Raw genomic sequence first — 19,144 nt, forward strand, 5'->3', positions numbered from 1 at the left:
AGTACGGACGGACGGACGCGGCGAGCGGATGTGTGGACGCGCGGTAAGGCTCCGCGGCATACGTGGCCGTGGAGCCCGTCGGGAAGACGTCGGCTAGGCGGCCGGCGGGCTGCGCGAGCCCGCGGTGCGGTGCGCGAGCTGCTGCGGATCGCGGACGGCGTCCGCGTCGGAGCCCGGCGACGGTGTCAGCGCGAGGTGGGCCAGCGTATTATGGCTTGTGCCGCGCAGCGGCGGCCACAGGGACAACACGTGGTTCTCGCACACGTTGTTGCCCTGCGGTGGCAGGCCCTCGGGATCGGCGTCGAGGTCGTTCGCGGTCCACACGGGAGCGGCGGCCGCGTGCGCGGAGGACGAGCCGCCCGCCCAGCCGACAACGCCCGCGGGCAGCAGCGACAGGGCCACCAAGGACAGCACGACCAGGGCCATCACGCCGGTCGGCGCGATGGACCCTCGCGATGCTCTCCACGGTCCCCTCACAGGCCCGACCATAGCCCACGCCGCAGGAAAATGACATTTCCTGTCGCGGCGGCTTGCGGGTAGCGTGGCCCGCAATACCCACGTACCGGCCCTTACCCACTCATGCCCGCGACAGGAGGAGACGTGCGCAGCAGACTGTCCGCCGTCCTGCTCCTGTTGTCGGCCTTCCTTCTCGGTCCCGGGCCCGGCCTCCACCCGCCCGCGTCCGCGGCGACCGCCGTGGCGTCCGCCGGGTGGTGGTGGGGCAGCCCCGCCGCCCACGAGAATCAGGACCTGGCGCTGCTCCGGCCGTACCAGGCCCGCGGCGTGCCCGCCCTGCTGCGGGCGCATCCGGTGCGCGGCGGCACGGCCGTGCTGCCGCTGTGGCCGGCCGTGCTGCCCTCCGACGCGCAGCCCGAGCCGCCGGCGCCGCGCGTGTCCGCCGCCGCTGCCGACGCGCCCGCCCCCGAACCACGACTGGCCGGTCGCCGGGCTCCGGCACGGGCGCCGCCCTCCACGACGCGCTGACGTCTTTTCTTCCTCTTTTTTCGACAGCCCGTGGAGGCTTCATGTCACGCGCGCCGATCTGGCGCGCGGTGTCGACGATCATTCTCGTCGCCACCGCATTGCTGCTCACTGTGATGAACACGCCACGACTCGGCCTGGACCTGCGTGGCGGCACCCAGCTTGTCTTCGAGACCCAGGACTCGCCCACGGCCAAGGCCGACAGCGAGTCCACCGACCGCGCCCTCGACGTGCTGCGCCGGCGTGCCGACGCGCTCGGCGTGGTCGACCCGACCCTGCTGCGCTCCGGTGAGCGGCGCATCATCGTCGAGCTGCCCGGCGTGCTCGACCCGCGCCAGGCCGCCGCCGTCATCGGCAAGACCGCCCAGCTCGCCTTCCACTCCGTGTCCGGGGAGGCCGGCGACCCGGCCCCGCGCACCGGCGACTCCGGTCCGGTCCTGGCCGACGAGTCGGGGCAGCGCCTGCAGCTCGGCCCCGCCGTGATCAGCGGCGACGGCGTCACCGACGCCGAGGCCCGCAACGACCCGCAGCAGGGACCGGCCTGGTTCGTCACCGTCGACTTCCGCGACGCCGACGCCTGGCAGAAGCTGACCGGCGACGCCGCCTGTCACGCCCCGGGCGACCCCCGGCGGCGCGTCGCCATCGTCCTGGACAACGAGATCATCTCCTCGCCGCAGGTGGACACCGGTCTCGCCTGCCGGGTCGGCATCCCGGGCGGCACCACCCAGATCACCGGCTCCTTCACCTTCCAGGAAGCCACCGACCTGGCCGTGCTGATCAAGGGCGGCTCCCTGCCCGTCCCGCTGACCTTGATCGAGCAGCGGACCGTCGGCCCCACGCTCGGCGCCCAGGCCATCGAGGCCAGCGCCAAGGCGGGCATCGCCGGCGTGCTGCTCACCGCGCTGTTCATCGTCGCCATGTACCGGCTGTCGGGGCTGATGGCGACGATCGCGCTGGCGGCCTACGGGCTGCTGTCCTACGCCGCCCTGCTCGCTTTGGGGGCGACCCTCACCTTGCCGGGACTCGCCGGGTTCGTCCTGGCGATCGGCATGGCGGTCGACGCCAACGTCCTCGTCTTCGAACGGGCCCGCGAGGAGTACGCCCGCGCGCCACGCCGGGGCCTGCGGCACGCGCTCGACCGGGGCTTCAAGGGCGCGTGGAGCGCCATCGCCGACTCCAACATCACCACGCTGCTGGCCGCCGGGCTGCTGTTCTGGCTGGCCTCCGGTCCGGTGCGCGGCTTCGGCGTCACGCTGGCCATCGGCGTCCTGGCCTCGCTCATCTCGGCCATGCTCATCACCCGCGTCCTGACCCACCTGCTCGTCACCCGGGCCGGCCCGAAGCTGGCCCGGCTGTCCGGCCTGACCACGCAGGGCCGGGTCAGGACATGGATCACGCGCCGCGACCCGAACCTGATGAAGGCGGGACGGCGCTGGCTCACCGGAGCCGCCCTCCTGGTCGCCGTGGCCGTGGCCGGTCTCGTCGCGCACGGGCTGAACTTCGGCATCGAGTTCACCGGCGGCCGGATGGTCGAGTTCACCACCTCCCAGCCGGTCGGCGCCGACGCGGCGCGGCAGGCGGTGGCCGAGGCCGGGCACGCGGGAGCGAGCGTCACCGTCTCCGACGACGCCGTGTCGATCCGGGCCGGTCAGGTCAGCGCGGACGACGTCGTCGCGATCGAGCAGGCGCTGGAGTCCCACTTCGGCGAGGTGACCAAGCAGCGTGACGAGCTCATCGGCCCCAGCCTGGGCGAGGAGCTGCGCCGCAACGCGCTCATCGCGCTCGGCGTGGCGCTCGCGGCCCAGCTCGCCTACCTGGCCTTCAGGTTCCGGTGGACGTTCGGCGCCGCCGCGGTGCTGGCCCTCGTCGTGGACACCCTCGCCGTGCTCGGCCTGTTCGCCTGGCTCGGCAAGCCCGTCGACGGGGTCTTCCTGGCGGCCATGCTGACCATCATCGGCTACTCGATCAACGACAAGGTGGTGGTCTTCGACCGGGTCCGGGAGCTGTGGCAGGGCAAGCGGCAGGCCCGCTTCGCCGGCATCGTCAACACGGCGATCCTGCAGACCGTGCCGCGTACCGTCAACACCGGGCTCGGCGCGCTGTTCATCCTCCTCGCGCTGGCCTTCTTCGGCGGCGACACGCTGCGGGACTTCGCCATCGCGCTCATCGTGGGCATCGTGGTCGGGACGGCGTCGTCGTCCCTGGTGGCCGGGCCGCTCGCGATCGAGTTCGAACGCTTCAGCAAGCAGCCCCCGCCCCAGCCGCCCGCGCCGCGTACCCGCCGGCGCGAGGGCACGGGCGCCGTCCTGTAGTGGTCCCGTAACCGGAAGCCGCGCCGCCTGTGGCGGCGCGGCTTCCCCTTTCCCACCGGCATGCCGGGAACGGCTACCCGCCCTCCACCACCTGGATGATCGTCCTGCCGTGGACCCGCCGCCCGGGAGCGAAGACACCGGGCACCTCGGCGAGCGTGTGGACGGCTCCGACGACCGGGCTGAGCCGCCCGTCCCGCACCCGCTCGGCCAGGTCCGCGAGCCGCGCCCGGTCCGGTTCGACGACGAAGAAGATCGCCCGGCCGTCCTCCGGCCGCACCGTGGGCGGGCGGGCGATCGTGACGAGCGTGCCGCCGGGACGCACCAGCGCGGCCGAACGGTCCAGCACGTCGCCGCCGATCACGTCGAACACCACGTCGGCCGGTCCGGCCTCGTCCAGGGAACCGCCGTCCAGATCGACGAAGGCGTGGGCGCCGAGCCGGCGGACGAGATCCCCGTCGCCGGCCCTGCCGGTGCCGACCACCCGCGCGCCCACCTCGCGCGCGAGCTGCACCGCGAGGGAGCCGACCGCGCCCGCGGCGCCGTGGACGACGACGGTCTGGCCCGCGGCCAGGCGCGCGTGCTCGAACAGCGCCTGCCAGGCGGTCAGCCCCGACACCGGCAGCGTGGCGGCCACGGTGTGCTCGACGTCCGCGGGCAGCGGCGCGAGATTGCGGGCCTCCACGGCGACGTACTCCGCCAGCGAGCCGTTGCGCGCCCAGTCCGTCAGCCCGAACACCCGCTGGCCGACCGTCAGCCCCGTCGTGCCGTAGCCCAGCTCGGCCACGACGCCGGACACGTCGTGCCCCGGCACGCTCGGTGTGCGGTCGCGGCCCGCCCGGTCGCACCACGTCGCCGGCCAGTCGAGCTCGCCCCGGGTGAACCCGGCGGCGTGCACGCGTACGATGACGTCGTTCTCGGCGGCGTGCGGATAGGGCTCCTCCGTGAGCCGGAGCCCCGCCGCACCGGCCGAATGGTCACGTACGGTGATGGCCCGCATGGATCCTCCCTCCGGACGGCGGCTGGACTCTCCCCCCGTGGGAGGCCCCAAGCTACCGCTGAACCAAGGAGGGACATGACCATCCTGCAGGACATCGAAGCCCGTGGCACGCACCACTGCGAGACGACGACGCTCGGGGTGTTGCTGCGGCACGAAGGACTCGACCTGACCGAGCCGATGCTGTTCGGGCTCGGCTCCGGCCTGTCCTTCCTCTACTGGGACGGCAAGGGCATGCCGTTCCCGTTCCTCGCGGGCCGGGTGAAACCGTTCGAACTCACCAGGAACCTGGCCGCCAGGCTGGGGCTGGCCCTGGAGGTCAAGGAGACCACCTCGCCGCGCAAGGCGTGGGAGAACGCGGCGGCCGCCGTCGACGCGGGCCGGCCGGTCGGCCTCCAGCTCGACTCCTACCACCTGGACTACTTCCGGACGAAGGTGCACTTCGGCGGCCACGTCGTCGCCATGTACGGCTACGACGAGCACGACGTCTGCCTGGTGGACACCGGTCAGCAGGGGGGCGCGGTGCGTACCAGCAGGGAGAGCCTGGCGCGGGCGCGGGCCGAACGCGGCCCGATGACCGCCAGGAACCGCTCCTTCACCCTCGCCCTGCCGTCGCGTCCCCCACGCTGGCAGGACCAGATCCTCCCCGCCGTCAGGCAGTGCGCGGACGCCTTCCTCGCCGCCCCCATCGCGAACCTGGGCCACCGCGGCATCGCCAAGACCGCCGAGCGGCTGCCCGGCTGGCTGCGGCGCGCCGCCGACCCGCGGCAGGACCTCCCGCGCGCCGCCCTGCTCATGGAGGAGGCCGGCACCGGCGGGGCGCTGTTCCGCGCCCTCTACCGCGACTTCCTGGGCGAGTGCGTCCTGCTGATCGACGACGACCGCCTCCGCACCGGGCACGAACTCTACGCCTCGGCCGCCGGCCTATGGACGGACGTGGCCGCGCTGATCACCAAGGCGGGGGAGAGCGGCGACCCCGCGCCACTGGAGCAGGCCGCCACGCTCCTGCGCGACCTCGCCCGCATCGAGCACGACGCGATGAAGGCCCTGTCACAGGCCGGCCGCTGAGCCCGTGGCCCGCCCGTGCGCTGTGTCGACAGATCCTCAACTGATCCTCAACGTCCCCGCCTCACCCTTGACCCGAGACACGAAGCCACCTGAAGGGAACGAAATGGCGCCTGTCGTCGGGAAGGCCGCGGCCATGCTCAGCGGGGCCGGTCTGTCGCTCGTCCTGCTGTCCTCCGCCGCGCACGCCACCGCTGCTGTTCCGGTGCGGCACGTCAAGGCGAGCTGTACGATGCGCGACGGTCAGGAGGCGGAGATCGAGCTCAAGTACCGGACGTCCGGCGGATATCACCGCGTCTCCGACATCATCTTCCGATGGATCTCCTCGGCGCCGATCCACCTGAAGACCGCGTACCTCCGCCTGATGGTGGAACGGCCGGGCAAGGACCGGAAGGTCTACGAGGAGACGCTCCACGAGAAGCGTGCCTACTCCACCGCCTCCTACGACCTCATCCCCGACGTCAAGGTCGTCCCGGCCAGGAAGAAGCTCTATCTCGCCGTCGACTCCACGCTCGTGAGGAAGGGCAGGACCATGCGCTGCGCGGCACGCACCGCCGGCGTCTGACGGGCGGCCCTGGCCCCGGCGCCGCTTCTGCGGGAGAGTAGAGCAAGATCGGCGCAGGAGGAGGCGGCAGTGCGGCTCGGATTCAGCATCGGCACCCTCGGCCCCGTGGCGGCCGGCCACGACGCCCAGCTCACGCTGGTACGCGAGGCCGAGCGGCTCGGTTACGACTCGGTGTGGGCGTCGGAGGGCTACGGCGTCGACCCGGTCACCACGATGGCCTGGCTGGCGGCCGGCACCGAGCGCATCGGCCTCGGCACCGGCGTGCTCCAGGTGACGGGCCGTACCGCGATCGCGGCGGCGATGGCCGCGACCACGGTCGACCGGGTCTCGGGCGGCCGGTTCCTGCTCGGGCTCGGCGCGTCGGGACCGCAGGTCGCAGAGGGGTGGCACGGCCAGCGCTACGAGCGGCCCCTGGCCCATCTGCGCGACTACGTGGCCGTCGTACGCACCGCGCTCGCGGGCCGCCCGGTCGAGCACGCGGGCCCGGAGATCGTGCTGCCGCTGCCGGACAGCAGGGGCAAGGCGCTGAGCATGACGGTCTCGCCCGTCCGGCAGCCGCTGCCCGTCCATCTGGCCGCCATGGGGCCGAAGGCGGTCGCGCTGGCCGGGGAGATCGCCGACGGCTGGCTGCCCATCCACTTCCCGCCCGAGCACCTCGCCGAGACGATGGAGCACCTGCGCGCCGGAGCGGCCCGCGCCGGCCGGGACGCCTCCAGGGTGGAGGTCTCGCCGATGGTCATGGCCATGGTCGACGACGACGCCGACTACGCCCGCGACCTGGTCCGCCCGATGCTCGCGCTCTACCTCGGCGGCATGGGCACCCGGCAGGTCAACTTCTACAACCGGCTCGCGCACCGCCTCGGGTTCGGTCCGGCGGCGGCCCGCGTGCGCGACGCCTACCTCGACGGCGATCTCGGCGAGGCGATGGAGGAGGTCCCGGACGACCTGGTCGACGCACTGACGTTGTGCGGGACGCCCGCGCGGGTGCGCGAGCGGCTGGAGGACTACCGCAAGGCGGGCGCGACCAGGCTGATCGTCGGCCTGAACGCGCCCACCGTGGACGACCGCGTCGACCAGCTCGGCTGGCTGGCCGAGCTCAACTCCTGAACCCGGCGGCCGGCCTCACGCCGCCGCAGGGGCCTGCGGCATCTCCTTCATGCGCGGGATCGGCGACAGCGCCAGCACGATCATCGGCACGATCGCGCCGATCAGCGCGGCGGCCAGCACCACCGGCCGCATCCCCACGGCCTCGCCCAGCAGCCCGGCCACCAGCGCGCCGAGCGGCGCGGGCACCAGCCCCATCGCCCAGATGGTGGCGATGACCCGCCCGACCAGCTCGCGCGGCGTCGCCGACTGCAGCACGGTGATGTTGTTCACCACGAATATCTGCGTGCACAGCCCGACGAGCAACTGGGAGAAGGCCAGCACGCCGATCGCCAGCCAGAGCGGCCCGCCCGCGAGCGGCACCAGGATGAGCGCGCTGTTGCCGATCACCGTGGACCAGAACATGGTGGGCCCGGGCCCGGCCCGCTTCATCAGCCGCACCGACAGCCACGCCCCGGCGATGGCCCCGATCCCGCCGACGGCGAGCACCCCGCCGACCCAGCCGGCCGGCACGCCGGGGCCCTCGATCACGTACGGGATGAGCAGCGTCTGCAGGATGCCGATGTCGAAGAAGGAGTAGACGGCGCTGGCGATGGCGAGCGGCCGGACCACCGGATGGGCCATCACCCAGCCGAACCCGGCCCGGATGGCCGCGATCATGGAGCCGCCGTCGTCGGGCGGCGGCGGGTCCTCGCGCTTGCGGATGGAGACCAGGAACAGCGCCGACAGGACGTAGCTGACCGCGTCCACGATGATGACCAGCGGCGCCGACCGGGTGGCGATGAGGAACCCGGCGAGGCTCGGCCCGACCGCCTTGGACACCGAGTCGCTGAGCTGCAGCTTGCTGTTGCCGTCACCGAGGTGCTCGGGAGCCACCAGCGCCGGCAGGTACGACCGGTAGGCGATCTCGAACAGCACCCCGAAGACGCCCATGACGAACACGACGACGTACAGCCACCACAGCGTCAGCAGGTCCATGACGAACAGCACCGGCACCGTGGCCAGCATGAACGCCCGGACGACGTCGCTCCAGATGAGCACCGGCCGCCGCCGCATCCGGTCCACCCAGACGCCGACGACGAAGAACAGCACCATCGGCAGCCTGGCCAGCGCGCCGAGCACGCCCATCTCGGCGACGGAGGCGTGCAGCCACAGGTAGGCGACGACCGGCATGGCGAGCACGGTCACCTGCGAGCCGACCAGCGACAGGCTCTCGCCGCTCCACAGCTTGAGGAAGTCGCGGTCGCGCCACAGGGTGGCGGGCTCAGTCGTGGGGGGTGAGGCCATTGTCGATGCTGCTCCTCAGCTCGGCGGCCGCCAGGGCGACCCGGGGCTCGTACATGACGGTGAAGCGCTCGCCGTGGATGGGCGAGATGCGCAGGCGGCCGGTGACGACGTCCCGCCAGCCCATGTCGTCGGGTGGCACGCCCTCGGCGGCGGGCGAGAACAGCAGCACGTCCCCGTCGTAGGGGGCGTGCCGGTAGTGGCCGACGGCGTGCGCGTTGGCGCGGAAGACCTCGACGAAACGGCGGGCCTGGCGCAGGTCGGCGGTGTCGGGCTGCAGGGTGCCCGCGCGGGAGGCGGCGTCGATCACGGCGAGCAGCCGCTCGTCGGGGTCCATCCGGTGCAGGTCGTCCAGGTCGACCTGGACGTTGCCGCCGGCCAGGGCGTGGGTGAGCAGGACGGCGTCGTCCTCCAGCGAGGCGCGCAGCACCGGCTCGCCGGCGTCGGAGTAGAACAGGACGACGAGCGGCACCTCCTCGCCCAGCTCGCGCAGCCGGCGCGCGGTCTCCAGGGCGATGTTGCCGCCGATGCAGTAGCCGCCCAGCACGTACGGCCCATGCGGCCGGACCTCCAGCAGGTGGGCGGTGTAGTCGTCCACCATCTCCGCCAGCGTGGCGTGCGGCCGCTCACCGGGGGCCAGCCCGGCCGCCTGCACCGCGTAGACGGGCTGGTCGGGGCCGAGGTGCCGGGTCAGCGGCAGGTATCGGAAGACCTGCCCGCCGAGCGCGTGGAACAGGAACACCGGGTCGCGCCCGCCGGTGGGCCGCAGCGGCACGATCCGCCGGGGCGCGCCGTCGTTGTCCTGGGGGCGGCGCAGCTCGGCGGCCAGCAGGGCGACGGTCGGCGCGGTGAGCACCGCCGACAGGGGGACCTCGCGGCCCAGCTCCTTGCGCAGCCGCATGGTGAGACGCAAGGCCAGCAGGGAGTGGCCGCCGAGGGCGAAGAAGTCGTCGTGCACGCCGATCGCGTCCACGCCGAGCGTCTCCTCCCACAGCGTGCCGAGCCGGGCCTCGAACGGGTCGCGCGGCGGCAGGTACGGCGCCCGCCCGCTCTCGCCGGGATCGGGCAGCGCGGCCCGGTCGAGCTTGCCGTTGGCGGTGACGGGCAGGGCGTCCAGCCGTACCCAGGCGGAGGGGACCATGTGCTCGGGCAGCCGCCTGCGCAGCGCCGGGGCGGGATCGATCGGCTCGTCGCCCTCCGGGACGACGTACCCGACGAGCCGGTCGCCGCGCAGCACGACGACGGCCGCGCGGACGGCCGGGTCGGCGGCCAGCAGCGCCTCGATCTCGCCGAGCTCGACCCGTTGACCGCGGATCTTGACCTGGAAGTCGGTCCTGCCGAGGTACTGGACCTCGCCCGTGGGCAGCCAGCGGGCCACGTCGCCGGTCCGGTAGAGGCGGGCGCCGGGCGGGCCGTAGGGGTCGGGGACGAACCGTTCGGCGGTCAGCGCGGGCCGGCCGACGTAGCCGCGGGCGAGCTGCACGCCGCCCAGGCAGAGCTCGCCGGGGGTGCCGACGGGGACCCGCCGGCCGTCCGGGCCGAGCACCTCCAGGCGGGTGTTGGCGACGGGCCGGCCGATGGGCACCAGCGGCTCGCCCGGCTCGTACGGATGCCAGGTGACGTCCACGGCCGCCTCCGTGGGCCCGTACAGGTTGTGCAGCCCGGTGCCGGGCAGGCGGTCGTGGCAGCGCGCGGCTAGCTCCGCGCCCAGGGCCTCGCCTGAGCAGATGAGCCTGCGCAGCGGCGGCAGCTCGGGCTCATCGAGGAACAGCTCCAGCATGGACGGCACGAAGTGCATGGTGGTGACGCCGTGGGCGGCGGCGAGCCCGGCCAGCCTGGCGCCGTCGCGGTGCGCGTCCGGCTCGGCGACCACCAGCCCCGCCCCGGTCGTCAGCGGCCAGAACAGCTCCCACACCGACACGTCGAACGACAGCGGCGTCTTGTGCAGCACGCGCTCGTCCGCGCCCAGCCCGAACGCCTCCTGCATCCAGCGCAGCCGGTTGACGATCGCCCGGTGGGACACGCCGACGCCCTTGGGCCGGCCGGTGGACCCCGAGGTGAAGATCACGTACGCGAGCGCGTCGGGAGGCACCCGCACCGGCGGCCGGTCCTCCTCCTCCCCGAGGCCGTCGAGGGACAGCGCGACCCCCTCGGGAAGGTCCGCCGCGCCGACGCTCAGCACCGTGCGCGCCCCCGCGTCCTCGATCATGTACGCCACCCGCTCCGCCGGCAGCCCCGGCTCCAGCGGCAGATAGGCGGCCCCTGCCCCGAGCACGCCGAGCAGGGCGGGCAGCAGGAGGGGGCCGCGTTCGAGATGCACGCCGACGACGTCGCCGGGCCGGACCCCGGCCGCCGCCAGCCGCGCGGCGACGGCCCCGGCCCGCGCGGCCAGCTCGCGGTAGGTGATCCACTCGCCGTCGTAGCAGACGGCGGGCGCGTCGGGGGTGCGCGCGGCCTGCTCGCCGATCAGCTCGTGCAGCGTCGCCTCCGGCCAGTCGCGGGCGGTGGCGTTCCAGCCGTCGATCGCGGCGGCGTCGCGGTCCAGGTAAGGCTCGGCGGGCCGCGGATCCGCCGCCGGATCGGCGGCCTGGCCGAGCGCGGCCAGGTAGTGCTCGCCGATCCGCGCGATCTGCCCGGCCCCGAACTGACCCCGGTCGTAGGTGAGGGTCAGGTCGAAGCCGCCGTGCTCGCGCGAGCGGCTGAACGCGGCGGCGAACGGCACGTCGGTCTGCTCGAAGAAGTCCTGCCCCACGATCTCAACCTTGGGCTCGACCTTGGGACCCGCCCCCGGCAGGTCCTGGTAGACGTGGAAGTCGCGGAAGTCGAACAGCACGTCCAGCAGCGGGGACCGGCCCGCGTCCCGCTGGATCTCGAACAGCGGGTAGCGCCGGTGCGGCAGCAGCGCCACCTCCGCCTCGAACACCTCCCGCGCCAGCGCCGCCCACGTCGGCGCGGTCACGTCCAGGCGCAGCGGCACGGTGTTGAGGAACAGCCCCAGCACCTCCTCGCCGGCCTCGCGCTCCGGCCGGCTGTGCGTGACCAGGCCGGTCATCACCTCGCTCGCGCCCGTCACCAGCGCGAGCACCCGCAGGTGGGCGGCCAGCAGCAGGGTGCGCAGCGGCACCGCCAGCTCCCTGGCCGCCGCGCCGAGCCGCTCCAGCAGCTCCGCCGGCAGCGGCACCCGCAGCACCTCGGCCCCCGGCTCGCCGTGCGGGCCGTGCGAACCGTGCGGGCCCTGCGAGCCGTGCGGGCCGTGCGGGCCCGGCAAAAGCGGCAGGCGTGGCAGCCGCGTGTCCGGCGCGTCGGCCACCCGCTCCCGCCAGAACGCGCGCGTCTCCGGCGCGGCCACGGCGGCCCGCTCGGCGGCCACCAGCTCGCGGAAGGCCGCGCCGGGCGGGGCGACCGGCAGCGGCGCGCCGGTCAGGTGCCCGTGGTAGCGCCGCAGCAGCTCGGTGACCAGGGCCGCCACGCTCCACCCGTCCAGGATGGCGTGGTGGAAGCTCAGGCTGAACGCGAACAGCTCCGCCCCCAGCACGTGCACGTGCGCGCGGGCCAGCGGCGGCGACGCCCAGTCGAACGGCCGCCGCTTCTCCGCCTCCGACCACGCCGCCAGCCGCCGCCCGGCCTCCGGGTCGCCGGACAGGTCCGTCACCTCCAGCGGCAGCGTGGCCGCGCGGTGCACGAGCTGCAGCGGCTCGCTGAACCCGGTCAGGTCGAACGAGGTGCGCAGCACGGGATGGCGGGCGGTCACCTCGGCCAGCGCCGCGCGGAACGCCCCGGCGTCGAACGGGCCGCGCAGCGTGATCGTGGTCAGGTCGTGGTAGGTGGCTGCGTCCGGCTCGTACGCGCTGTGGTAGAGCATCCCCGCCTGCAGCGCGGCCAGAGGGTAGGCGTCCTCCAGTCCGCGCGCGGCTCCCGTCGTCACGGTCATCGCGCCTCGCCTTCCAGCAGTCGTGCCAGGTCCTCGGGGTTGAGCAGGCCGAACGGCCGCTCCGGTGGGGTTTGCGCGGGCTCGACGGCCGGCGCGGCGCGCAGCCGCCCGGCCAGCTCCCTGACGGTCTGGTGGCGGAACAGCTGCTCCAGCCGGACCGCGTAACCGGCCTCGCGCAGGCGGGCGACCACCTTGAGGCTGCGGATGGAGTCGCCGCCGACGGCAAAGAAGTTGTCGTGGGCCGAGACCCGCTCCAGCCCGAGCACGCCGCGCCAGGCGGCGGCGACCGCCAGCTCGGCCGCGCCCTCGGGCTCGGCGTGCCCGGCGGACCCGGCGGCGCGCGGGTCGGGGAGCGCGTTCCTGTCGAGCTTGCCGCTGCGGTTGAGCGGCAGCTCGGCGAGCACCGTCCACGTCCTCGGGATCAGGTGGTCGGGCAGGGTGTCCCGCAGCAGCCGCTCCCATCCGCCGCCGGGATCGGCCGGGTCGGCGGGGACCACGTAGCCGGCCAGGCGCAGCCCGGCGGCGTCGGCGACGGCGCGGACGGCGGCGGCGCGCACGCCCGGCAGGGCCGTCAGCGCCGCCTCGATCTCGCCGAGCTCGACCCGCATGCCGCGGATCTTCACCTGGTGGTCGGCGCGGCCGAGGTACTCGATCTCGCCGTCGGGCCGCCACCTGGCCAGGTCGCCGGTGTCGTACAGCCGCCCGCCCGGCGGGCCGTACGGGTCGGGGACGAATCGCTCGGCGGTCAGCGCGGGGCGGCCGACGTAGCCGCGGGCGAGCTGCACGCCGCCGATCCACAGGGTGCCGGGCACCCCGACGGGGACCCGGTTCATGCGGTCGTCGAGGATCTCCAGCCGGGTGTTCGGCACCGGCCGCCCGATCGGGACCGTCGGCTCGCCCGGCTCGTACGGATGCCAGGTGACGTCCACGGCCGCCTCCGTCGGCCCGTACAGGTTGTGCAGGGAAGCACCGGGCAACGCGGCGGCGAAGCGGGCGGCCAGGCCGGAGCCCAGCGCCTCGCCCGAGCAGACCACGGTGCGCAGCGCGCCGAGCCGCGCGCCCAGGCCGGGCTCGGCGAGGAAGGCGTCCAGCATCGACGGCACGAAGTGCACCGTGCTGACCGACTCCCGCTCCAGCAGGTCCGCCAGATAGGCGGGGTCGGCGTGCCCGCCGGGCCGGGCGACCACCAGCCCCGCCCCCGTCATCAGTGGCCAGAACAGCTCCCACACCGACACGTCGAACGAGTACGGCGTCTTGAACGCCACCCGGTCGTCCCCGGTGAGCAGGAAGGCGTCCTGCATCCAGCGCAGCCGGTTGACGATCGCCTGGTGGGACACGCCGACGCCCTTGGGCCGGCCCGTGGAACCCGAGGTGAAGATCACGTACGCCAGGTCGTCCGGATGCGGCCGGACGCCGAGCGGCCCGCCGTCCTCGGCGGCGATCGCCCCGGCGTCCCGGTCGAGCAGCACCGCCGGGGCCGGCAGCCGGTGGGCGAAGGTGCCGGTCGTGACGGTCAGCCGCGCGCCCGCGTCGGCCAGCATGCCCGCCAGCCGCCCGGCCGGATGGTCCGGCTCCAGCGGCAGGTACGCCGCCCCGGCCGCGACCACCGCGTGCACGGCGACGACCAGGTCCGCCCCGCGCTCCAGGCACACCCCGACGACCTCCCCGGGGCCCGCCCCGAGCGCCCGCAGCCGCCTGGCCAGGCGGTTCACCCGGCCGGCGAACTCCTCGTAGGTCATCCAGACGCCGTCGCAGCCGAGGGCCGGCGCGTCGGGGGTGCGGGCGGCCTGCGCGGCCAGCAGCTCGGGCAGGGTCGCGTCAGGGACGGGCGCGCCGGTGTCGTTGGCCCGGCGGACCAGCTCCAGCTCGGCCGGGGTGAGCAGCGGCAGGTCGGCGACCGGCCGGTCCGGCTCGGCGAGCGCGGCGGCGAGCAGCGCCCGGAAGTGGTCGGCGAAGCGCTCCATCCGGTCGTGGTCGAACAGGTCGGTCGCGTAGTGCAGCACGCCCGTGAGCCGGTCGCCGGCCTCCTCGATGACCAGGTGCAGGTCCGCCTGCGTCACCCCCGGATCGACGTCGAGGGTGCGCAAGGCGATCCCGGCGACGTCCGGCGGCGCGGGCGGCACGTTCTGGTAGGCGAGCATCACCTGGAACAGCGGGTTGCGCGCCAGGTCACGCTCCTCGGCCAGCTCCTGCACCAGCACCTCGAACGGCAACTCGGCGTGCTCCTGCCCGTCCAGCACCCGCTCGCGCACCCGCGCCAGCAGCTCGGCGAAGCTCGGCGCGCCGGACAGGTCGCCGCGCAGCACCAGCGTGTTGAGCAGGAGCCCGGCCAGTTCCTCCACGTCCGGGTGCGACCGGCCGGAGACCGGCGTGCCGACGGGGATGTCGGTCCGCCCGGTGTAGCGGGCCAGCACCGCCTGGAACGCGGCCAGCACCACCATGAACGGCGTCACCCCCCGCTCCAGCGCCAGGGCGTGCGCCGCCGCCGTCGTCCCGGCGTCGATCCGGAACGTCAGCCGCCGCCCGTCCCCGCTCGCCCGCCCCTGGCGGTGCCGGTCCGCGGGCAGGTCCAGGCCGCCGGGCAGCCCGTCGAGCGCGTCCTTCCAGTACGCCAGGTCCGCCGACCGCTCGGCGACCCGCGCCCGGTGCCAGGCGGCGAAGTCCCGGTAGCGGGCGGGCAACGCCGGCAGCTCCGCCGGTGAGCCGGTGACCCGGGCCCGGTAGAGCTCCATCAGGTCGCGCAGCAGGATCGACAGGCTCCACCGGTCGGCGACGACGTGGTGCAGGGTGAGGTACAGCTCGTGCTCCTGCGCGCCGCGCCGGACCAGCGCGGCCCGCGCCAGGGGCCCGGCCGCCAGGTCGAAGCGGTACCGCGCCTCCTGCCTGCCCACGTCCGCGCCCGCCCGCACGGCCAGCCGTGGCCTGCGGTCGCCCTCGCGCAGGACGGGCTCGCCGTCCTCGTCCGCGATGACCAGGCGCAGGGCGTCGTGCCGGTTCACCAGGTCGTCGAACGCGGCCGTCATCGCCGCCACGTCCAGCGGGCCGGTCAGCCGCTCCGCCCAGGCGACGTTGTAGGCCGGGTTGCCGGGGTCGAGCTGGTCGAGGAACCACAGGCGGGCCTGCGCGTGCGAGGGCCGCACCGGCCCGGCGGGCGCGGGCGGAATCGGCTCCGCCCTGCCTCCCACGCCGCCGCCCGCGTCGCCCAGGAGCGGGGCGAGGGCCGCGACGGTCGGGGTCGCGAAGCAGCGCCGCAGCGTCACCTCGGCTCCGTACGCCTCCCGCAGCCGCACCACCAGCCGCATGGCCAGCAGCGAGTGACCACCCAGAGCGAAGAAGTCGTCCTCCACCCCGAAGTCGTCGCGGCCGAGCAACTCGGCCCATACGCCGTGCAGAACCCGCTCACCCGGCGTGCGCGGCGCCACGGGCCCTCCGCTCTCCGTCGTGGCCTGCGGTGGGGGGAGTGCGTTGCGGTCGAGCTTGCCGCTGGGCAGGACGGGGAGTTCGGTGAGGGTGACGAAGGCGGCGGGGATCATGGCGTCGGGGAGGCGGGCGCGCAGGTGGGCGCGTAGATCCGTTTCGTCGGTGGTGCCGGTGGTGTAGGCGACGAGTGCGCGTCCGCCGGGTGCGTCGTCGCGTACGGTGACGACGGCGCGGTGGACGGCGGGATGTTCGGTGAGAACGGCGGCGATCTCGTCGGGTTCGATGCGGACACCGCGGATCTTGACCTGGTGGTCGAGCCGTCCCAGATACTCCAGATGACCGTCCGCGTGACAACGGACCAGGTCGCCGGTGCGGTAGAGCCGTCCGCCGGGCGCCCCGAACGGGTCGGGGACGAACCGTTCGGCGGTGAGCGCGGCCCGCCGGTGGTAGCCGCGGGTGACTCCGGCTCCGCCGAGCAGCAGCTCGCCGGGCACGCCGACCGGCACCGGTCGCAGCTTCCGGTCCACCACGTACGCCGTGGTGTTGGCGACCGGCCGGCCGACCGAGCCGCCCCGCCCGTCGGTGACCCGCCGCCTGGTGGACCACACGGTGGTCTCGGTGGGACCGTACAGATCCCACACCTCGCCGGCGACGCCGAGCAGGCGGTCGGCGAGCGGCCCGGGAAGCGCCTCGCCCGTGCTGATCACCCGCGGCACCCCGTGGGCGAGTGCGGGCAGCAGCCCCTCCAGGACCGACGGCGTGGCCTGGACGGTGTGCAGCGCGCCGCGCCGGATCAGCTCGTGGACCCGCTCGACCCCGGCCGCCGAGGCGAGCACGACGGTCCCGCCGGTGACCAGCGGGCCGAAGATCTCGATCATCGCGATGTCGAACGACACCGACGTCAGGAACAGGAACCGCGCGCCCGGCGTCAGCCCGGGCCGCTCGCGCACGTCGCCGAGCAGGCTCACCAGGCCCCGGTGCGGCACCACGACCCCTTTGGCCCGGCCCGTGGACCCCGAGGTGTAGATGAGGTACGCGGCCTGATCCGGATGAAAGCCCGGCTCGTCCACCGCGCCGGTTCCCCAGGTCGCCTGGTCGAGGAGGAGGACCCGCGCGGCGGCCGGCAGGCGGTCGCGGAGCGCGGCGACGGTGACCACCAGGGCCGCGCCGGAGTCGGCGACAAGCTCCTCCAGCCGGCCCGGAGGATACCCGGGATCCAGCGGGACGTAGCAGCCGCCCGCCTTCAGCACGGCCAGCAGCGCCACCACCAGGTCCGGATCGCGCGGCAGGCACACGCCGACCCGCGTCTCCCGGCCGACGCCGAGCGCCCGCAGCTCGGCGGCCAGGCCGTCCGCGCGGGACTCCAGCTCCGCGTAGGTGAGGACGGCGCCGTCCGCGCCCTCGACGGCGCAGCCGCCGGGCGTGCGGGCGGCCTGCTCGGCGACCAGGTGGTGGATGCCGCGCTCCGGGTAGGGGGCCGCGGCGCCGTTCCAGGCGTGCAGGGTGTCGTGGAGCTCGGCCGCGTCCATGAGCGGCAGCTCCGACAGCCGCAGGTCCGGCGTGGCGACGGCGGCCCCCAGCAGCGTGCGCAGGTGCGCGGCCAGGCGGCGGGCCCGGTCGTCGTCGAACAGGTCGGTCGCGTAGTCGAGCACGCACAGCAGCGAGCCGTCCCGGCGCTCCTCCACGATCAGGTCCAGGTCGAACATGGCGGTGCCGGGCCGCACGTCCAGGCGTTCCAGGCGCAGGCCGGGCAGTTCGCCCGGCGGCGCGGGCGTGTTCTGATAGGCGAGCATGACCTGGAAGAGCGGGTTGCGGGACAGGTCACGGCCGCTCGACAGCTCCTCCACCAGCGTCTCGAACGGCAGCCCCGCGTGGTCGAACGCGCCCAGCGTCCGCTCCCTGGCGCGGCGTACCAGCTCGGTGAAGGCCGGGTCGCCGGACAGGTCGCCGCGCAGCACCACCGTGTTGAGGAACAGACCGACCGTCTCGTCCAGGGAGGTGTGCGGCCGGGTGGAGACCGGCGTGCCGATCGGGATGTCGGGCTGCCCGGTGTAGCGGGCGAGCAGCGCCTGCAGGCCGGCGAGCAGCACCATGAACGGCGTGGCGCGCTGCCGGGCGGCCAGGGCGCGCAGGCCGGCGGTGAGCCCGGCGTCCAGCTCGAACAGCAGGCGGCGGCCCCGGTTCGACTGCATCGGCGGGCGCGGCCGGTCGGCGGGCAGGTCGAGCGCGTCGGGCAGGCCGTCGAGCGCCGCCCGCCAGTAGGCCAGGTCCCGCTCCCGCGACGGGCGGTCGCGCTGCCAGGCCACGTAACCGGCGTACGGCGCGGGCGGCGGCGGCATCGGCTCGCCGCTGTAGAGCCGGAACAGGTCGCGGAACAGGATCGCCACCGACCAGCGGTCGGCCAGGATGTGGTGCAGGGTCAGGACCAGCCGGTGCTCGCCGGGGGCGACGCGCAGCAGCCGGGCCCGGGTCAGCGGACCGGCGCCCAGGTCGAAGGCGAAGCGGGCCTCCTCGCGGGCGGCGGCGTCGGCCTCGGCGGCGGACATCTCCTCGACCCGCAGCACGGGCCGCACCTGGCCGGGGCCCTGCCGGGGCTCGCCGTCGCGGGTCTCGACGACATGAGCCAGCATCGGGTGCCGGTCCACGAGCGCGTCGAACGCCGCCGCCAGCGCGGCGGCGTCCAGGTCGCCTGCGATCCGGTACGCCCACGACAGGGTGTAGGCCGGATTGCCCGGATCGAGCTGATCGACCACCCAGAGCCGCCGCTGCGCGTCCGACAGCTCCCCGTCCCCCGGCGACCCGGCAGGGGCCTCGGTCTCCGGGCCGGGCCGCCTTCCCGCGCGGGCGCGCGTGAGGCGGGCCTCCAGCGCGGCGCGCTGTTCCGGGCTGAGCCCGGCCAGCCGCGCCCGTACCCCGTTCCCGTCGCTCACCGCTCCTCCTCCAGCAGTTCCAGCAGGCCGGCCTCGCTCAGCCCTTCTTCGAGCACCGCCAGCGCCTGCTCCTCGACGGTCGTCGCGTCGAAGCAGCGCCGCAGCGGCAGCTCCACCCCGAACGCCGCGTCGATCCGCCCGATGAGCCGCACCACGAGCAGCGAGTGACCGCCCAGCGCGAAGAAGTCGTCCGCCACCCCGACCCGCTCCCGCCCGAGCAGCTCGGCCCAGATGCCGGCCAACGTCTCCTCCATCGGCGTGCGCGGCGCCACGAACCCTCCGCTCTCCGCAGTGACCTGCGGTGGGGGGAGTGCGTTGCGGTCGAGCTTGCCGCTGGGGAGGACGGGGAGTTCGGTGAGGGTGACGAAGGCGGCGGGGATCATGGCCTCGGGGAGGCGGGCGCGCAGATGGGCGCGTAAATCCGTTTCGTCCGTGGTGCCGGTGGTGTACGCGACGAGCCCGTGTCCGCCGGGTGCGTCGTCGCGTACGGTGACGACGGCGCGGTGGACGGCGGGATGTTCGGTGAGAACGGCGGCGATCTCGTCGGGTTCGATGCGG

At 74.6% G+C, this 19,144-nt stretch carries 11 protein-coding genes; 5 read left to right on the forward strand and 6 right to left on the reverse strand.

The window, feature by feature from the left end:
• Positions 1-93 precede the first annotated feature (93 nt).
• A complete protein-coding gene (locus BMW85_RS32280) occupies positions 94-477 on the reverse strand; it encodes a hypothetical protein (RefSeq protein ID WP_143082476.1) in 384 nt (127 codons plus the stop codon).
• Positions 478-600: 123 nt separating this feature from the next.
• On the opposite strand from BMW85_RS32280, the gene BMW85_RS32285 reads away from it, so the two are divergent.
• On the forward strand, positions 601-984 hold the full coding sequence (locus BMW85_RS32285) for a hypothetical protein (RefSeq protein ID WP_091089087.1): 384 nt from the start codon (positions 601-603) through the stop codon (positions 982-984).
• A gap of 41 nt (positions 985-1,025) precedes the next feature.
• Positions 1,026-3,293 carry a protein translocase subunit SecD gene (gene secD / locus BMW85_RS32290; protein WP_091089090.1) on the forward strand — a complete coding sequence of 756 codons (2,268 nt, stop codon included), beginning with the start codon at positions 1,026-1,028 and terminating at the stop codon, positions 3,291-3,293.
• Positions 3,294-3,366: 73 nt separating this feature from the next.
• Here the strand turns inward: secD and BMW85_RS32295 are convergent, their stop codons facing one another.
• Complete coding sequence (locus BMW85_RS32295) at positions 3,367-4,290, reverse strand: NADP-dependent oxidoreductase (protein ID WP_091089092.1); 924 nt, start codon at positions 4,288-4,290, stop codon at positions 3,367-3,369.
• A 75-nt stretch (positions 4,291-4,365) separates the two neighbouring features.
• Here BMW85_RS32295 and BMW85_RS32300 point away from each other — a divergent pair, with 75 nt between their 5' ends.
• From BMW85_RS32300 to BMW85_RS32310, 3 genes are all read left to right on the forward strand, one after another.
• The gene (locus tag BMW85_RS32300; RefSeq protein ID WP_091089095.1) at positions 4,366-5,355 is read left to right on the forward strand and encodes a BtrH N-terminal domain-containing protein; all 990 of its coding nucleotides are present in this window, start codon (positions 4,366-4,368) and stop codon (positions 5,353-5,355) included.
• A 103-nt stretch (positions 5,356-5,458) separates the two neighbouring features.
• Positions 5,459-5,917 (forward strand): hypothetical protein, encoded by a 459-nt coding sequence (locus tag BMW85_RS32305; RefSeq protein WP_091089098.1) that lies wholly within the window; start codon positions 5,459-5,461, stop codon positions 5,915-5,917.
• A 69-nt stretch (positions 5,918-5,986) separates the two neighbouring features.
• Complete coding sequence (locus tag BMW85_RS32310) at positions 5,987-7,024, forward strand: LLM class F420-dependent oxidoreductase (RefSeq protein ID WP_091089100.1); 1,038 nt, start codon at positions 5,987-5,989, stop codon at positions 7,022-7,024.
• A 15-nt stretch (positions 7,025-7,039) separates the two neighbouring features.
• Here BMW85_RS32310 and BMW85_RS32315 read toward each other — a convergent pair whose 3' ends face one another.
• The 4 genes from BMW85_RS32315 to BMW85_RS49870 all read right to left on the reverse strand — a co-directional run.
• Positions 7,040-8,308, reverse strand: a complete 1,269-nt coding sequence (locus BMW85_RS32315; RefSeq protein ID WP_091089102.1) for an MFS transporter — start codon at positions 8,306-8,308, stop codon at positions 7,040-7,042.
• Complete coding sequence (locus BMW85_RS32320) at positions 8,286-12,236, reverse strand: non-ribosomal peptide synthetase (RefSeq protein ID WP_091089106.1); 3,951 nt, start codon at positions 12,234-12,236, stop codon at positions 8,286-8,288. Before BMW85_RS32320 ends, BMW85_RS32315 begins: the two co-directional genes overlap by 23 nt.
• On the reverse strand, positions 12,233-18,586 hold the full coding sequence (locus BMW85_RS32325) for a non-ribosomal peptide synthetase (protein WP_177240996.1): 6,354 nt from the start codon (positions 18,584-18,586) through the stop codon (positions 12,233-12,235). Before BMW85_RS32325 ends, BMW85_RS32320 begins: the two co-directional genes overlap by 4 nt.
• Positions 18,583-19,144: phosphopantetheine-binding protein (locus BMW85_RS49870; protein ID WP_177240997.1), on the reverse strand; the 562-nt coding region annotated here is incomplete at its 5' end. The genes BMW85_RS49870 and BMW85_RS32325, both read right to left, overlap by 4 nt.

The organism is Nonomuraea wenchangensis (assembly GCF_900111685.1).
GTDB classification, from domain to species: domain Bacteria; phylum Actinomycetota; class Actinomycetes; order Streptosporangiales; family Streptosporangiaceae; genus Nonomuraea; species Nonomuraea wenchangensis.

Coding starts and splice junctions, on each gene's coding strand:
- secD (WP_091089090.1), top strand. CDS start 1,026: ATGTCACGCGCGCCGATCTGGCGCGCGGTGTCGACGATCATTCTCGTC.
- BMW85_RS32295 (WP_091089092.1), bottom strand. CDS start 4,290: ATGCGGGCCATCACCGTACGTGACCATTCGGCCGGTGCGGCGGGGCTC.
- BMW85_RS32300 (WP_091089095.1), top strand. CDS start 4,366: ATGACCATCCTGCAGGACATCGAAGCCCGTGGCACGCACCACTGCGAG.
- BMW85_RS32305 (WP_091089098.1), top strand. CDS start 5,459: ATGGCGCCTGTCGTCGGGAAGGCCGCGGCCATGCTCAGCGGGGCCGGT.
- BMW85_RS32315 (WP_091089102.1), bottom strand. CDS start 8,308: ATGGCCTCACCCCCCACGACTGAGCCCGCCACCCTGTGGCGCGACCGC.
- BMW85_RS32320 (WP_091089106.1), bottom strand. CDS start 12,236: ATGACCGTGACGACGGGAGCCGCGCGCGGACTGGAGGACGCCTACCCT.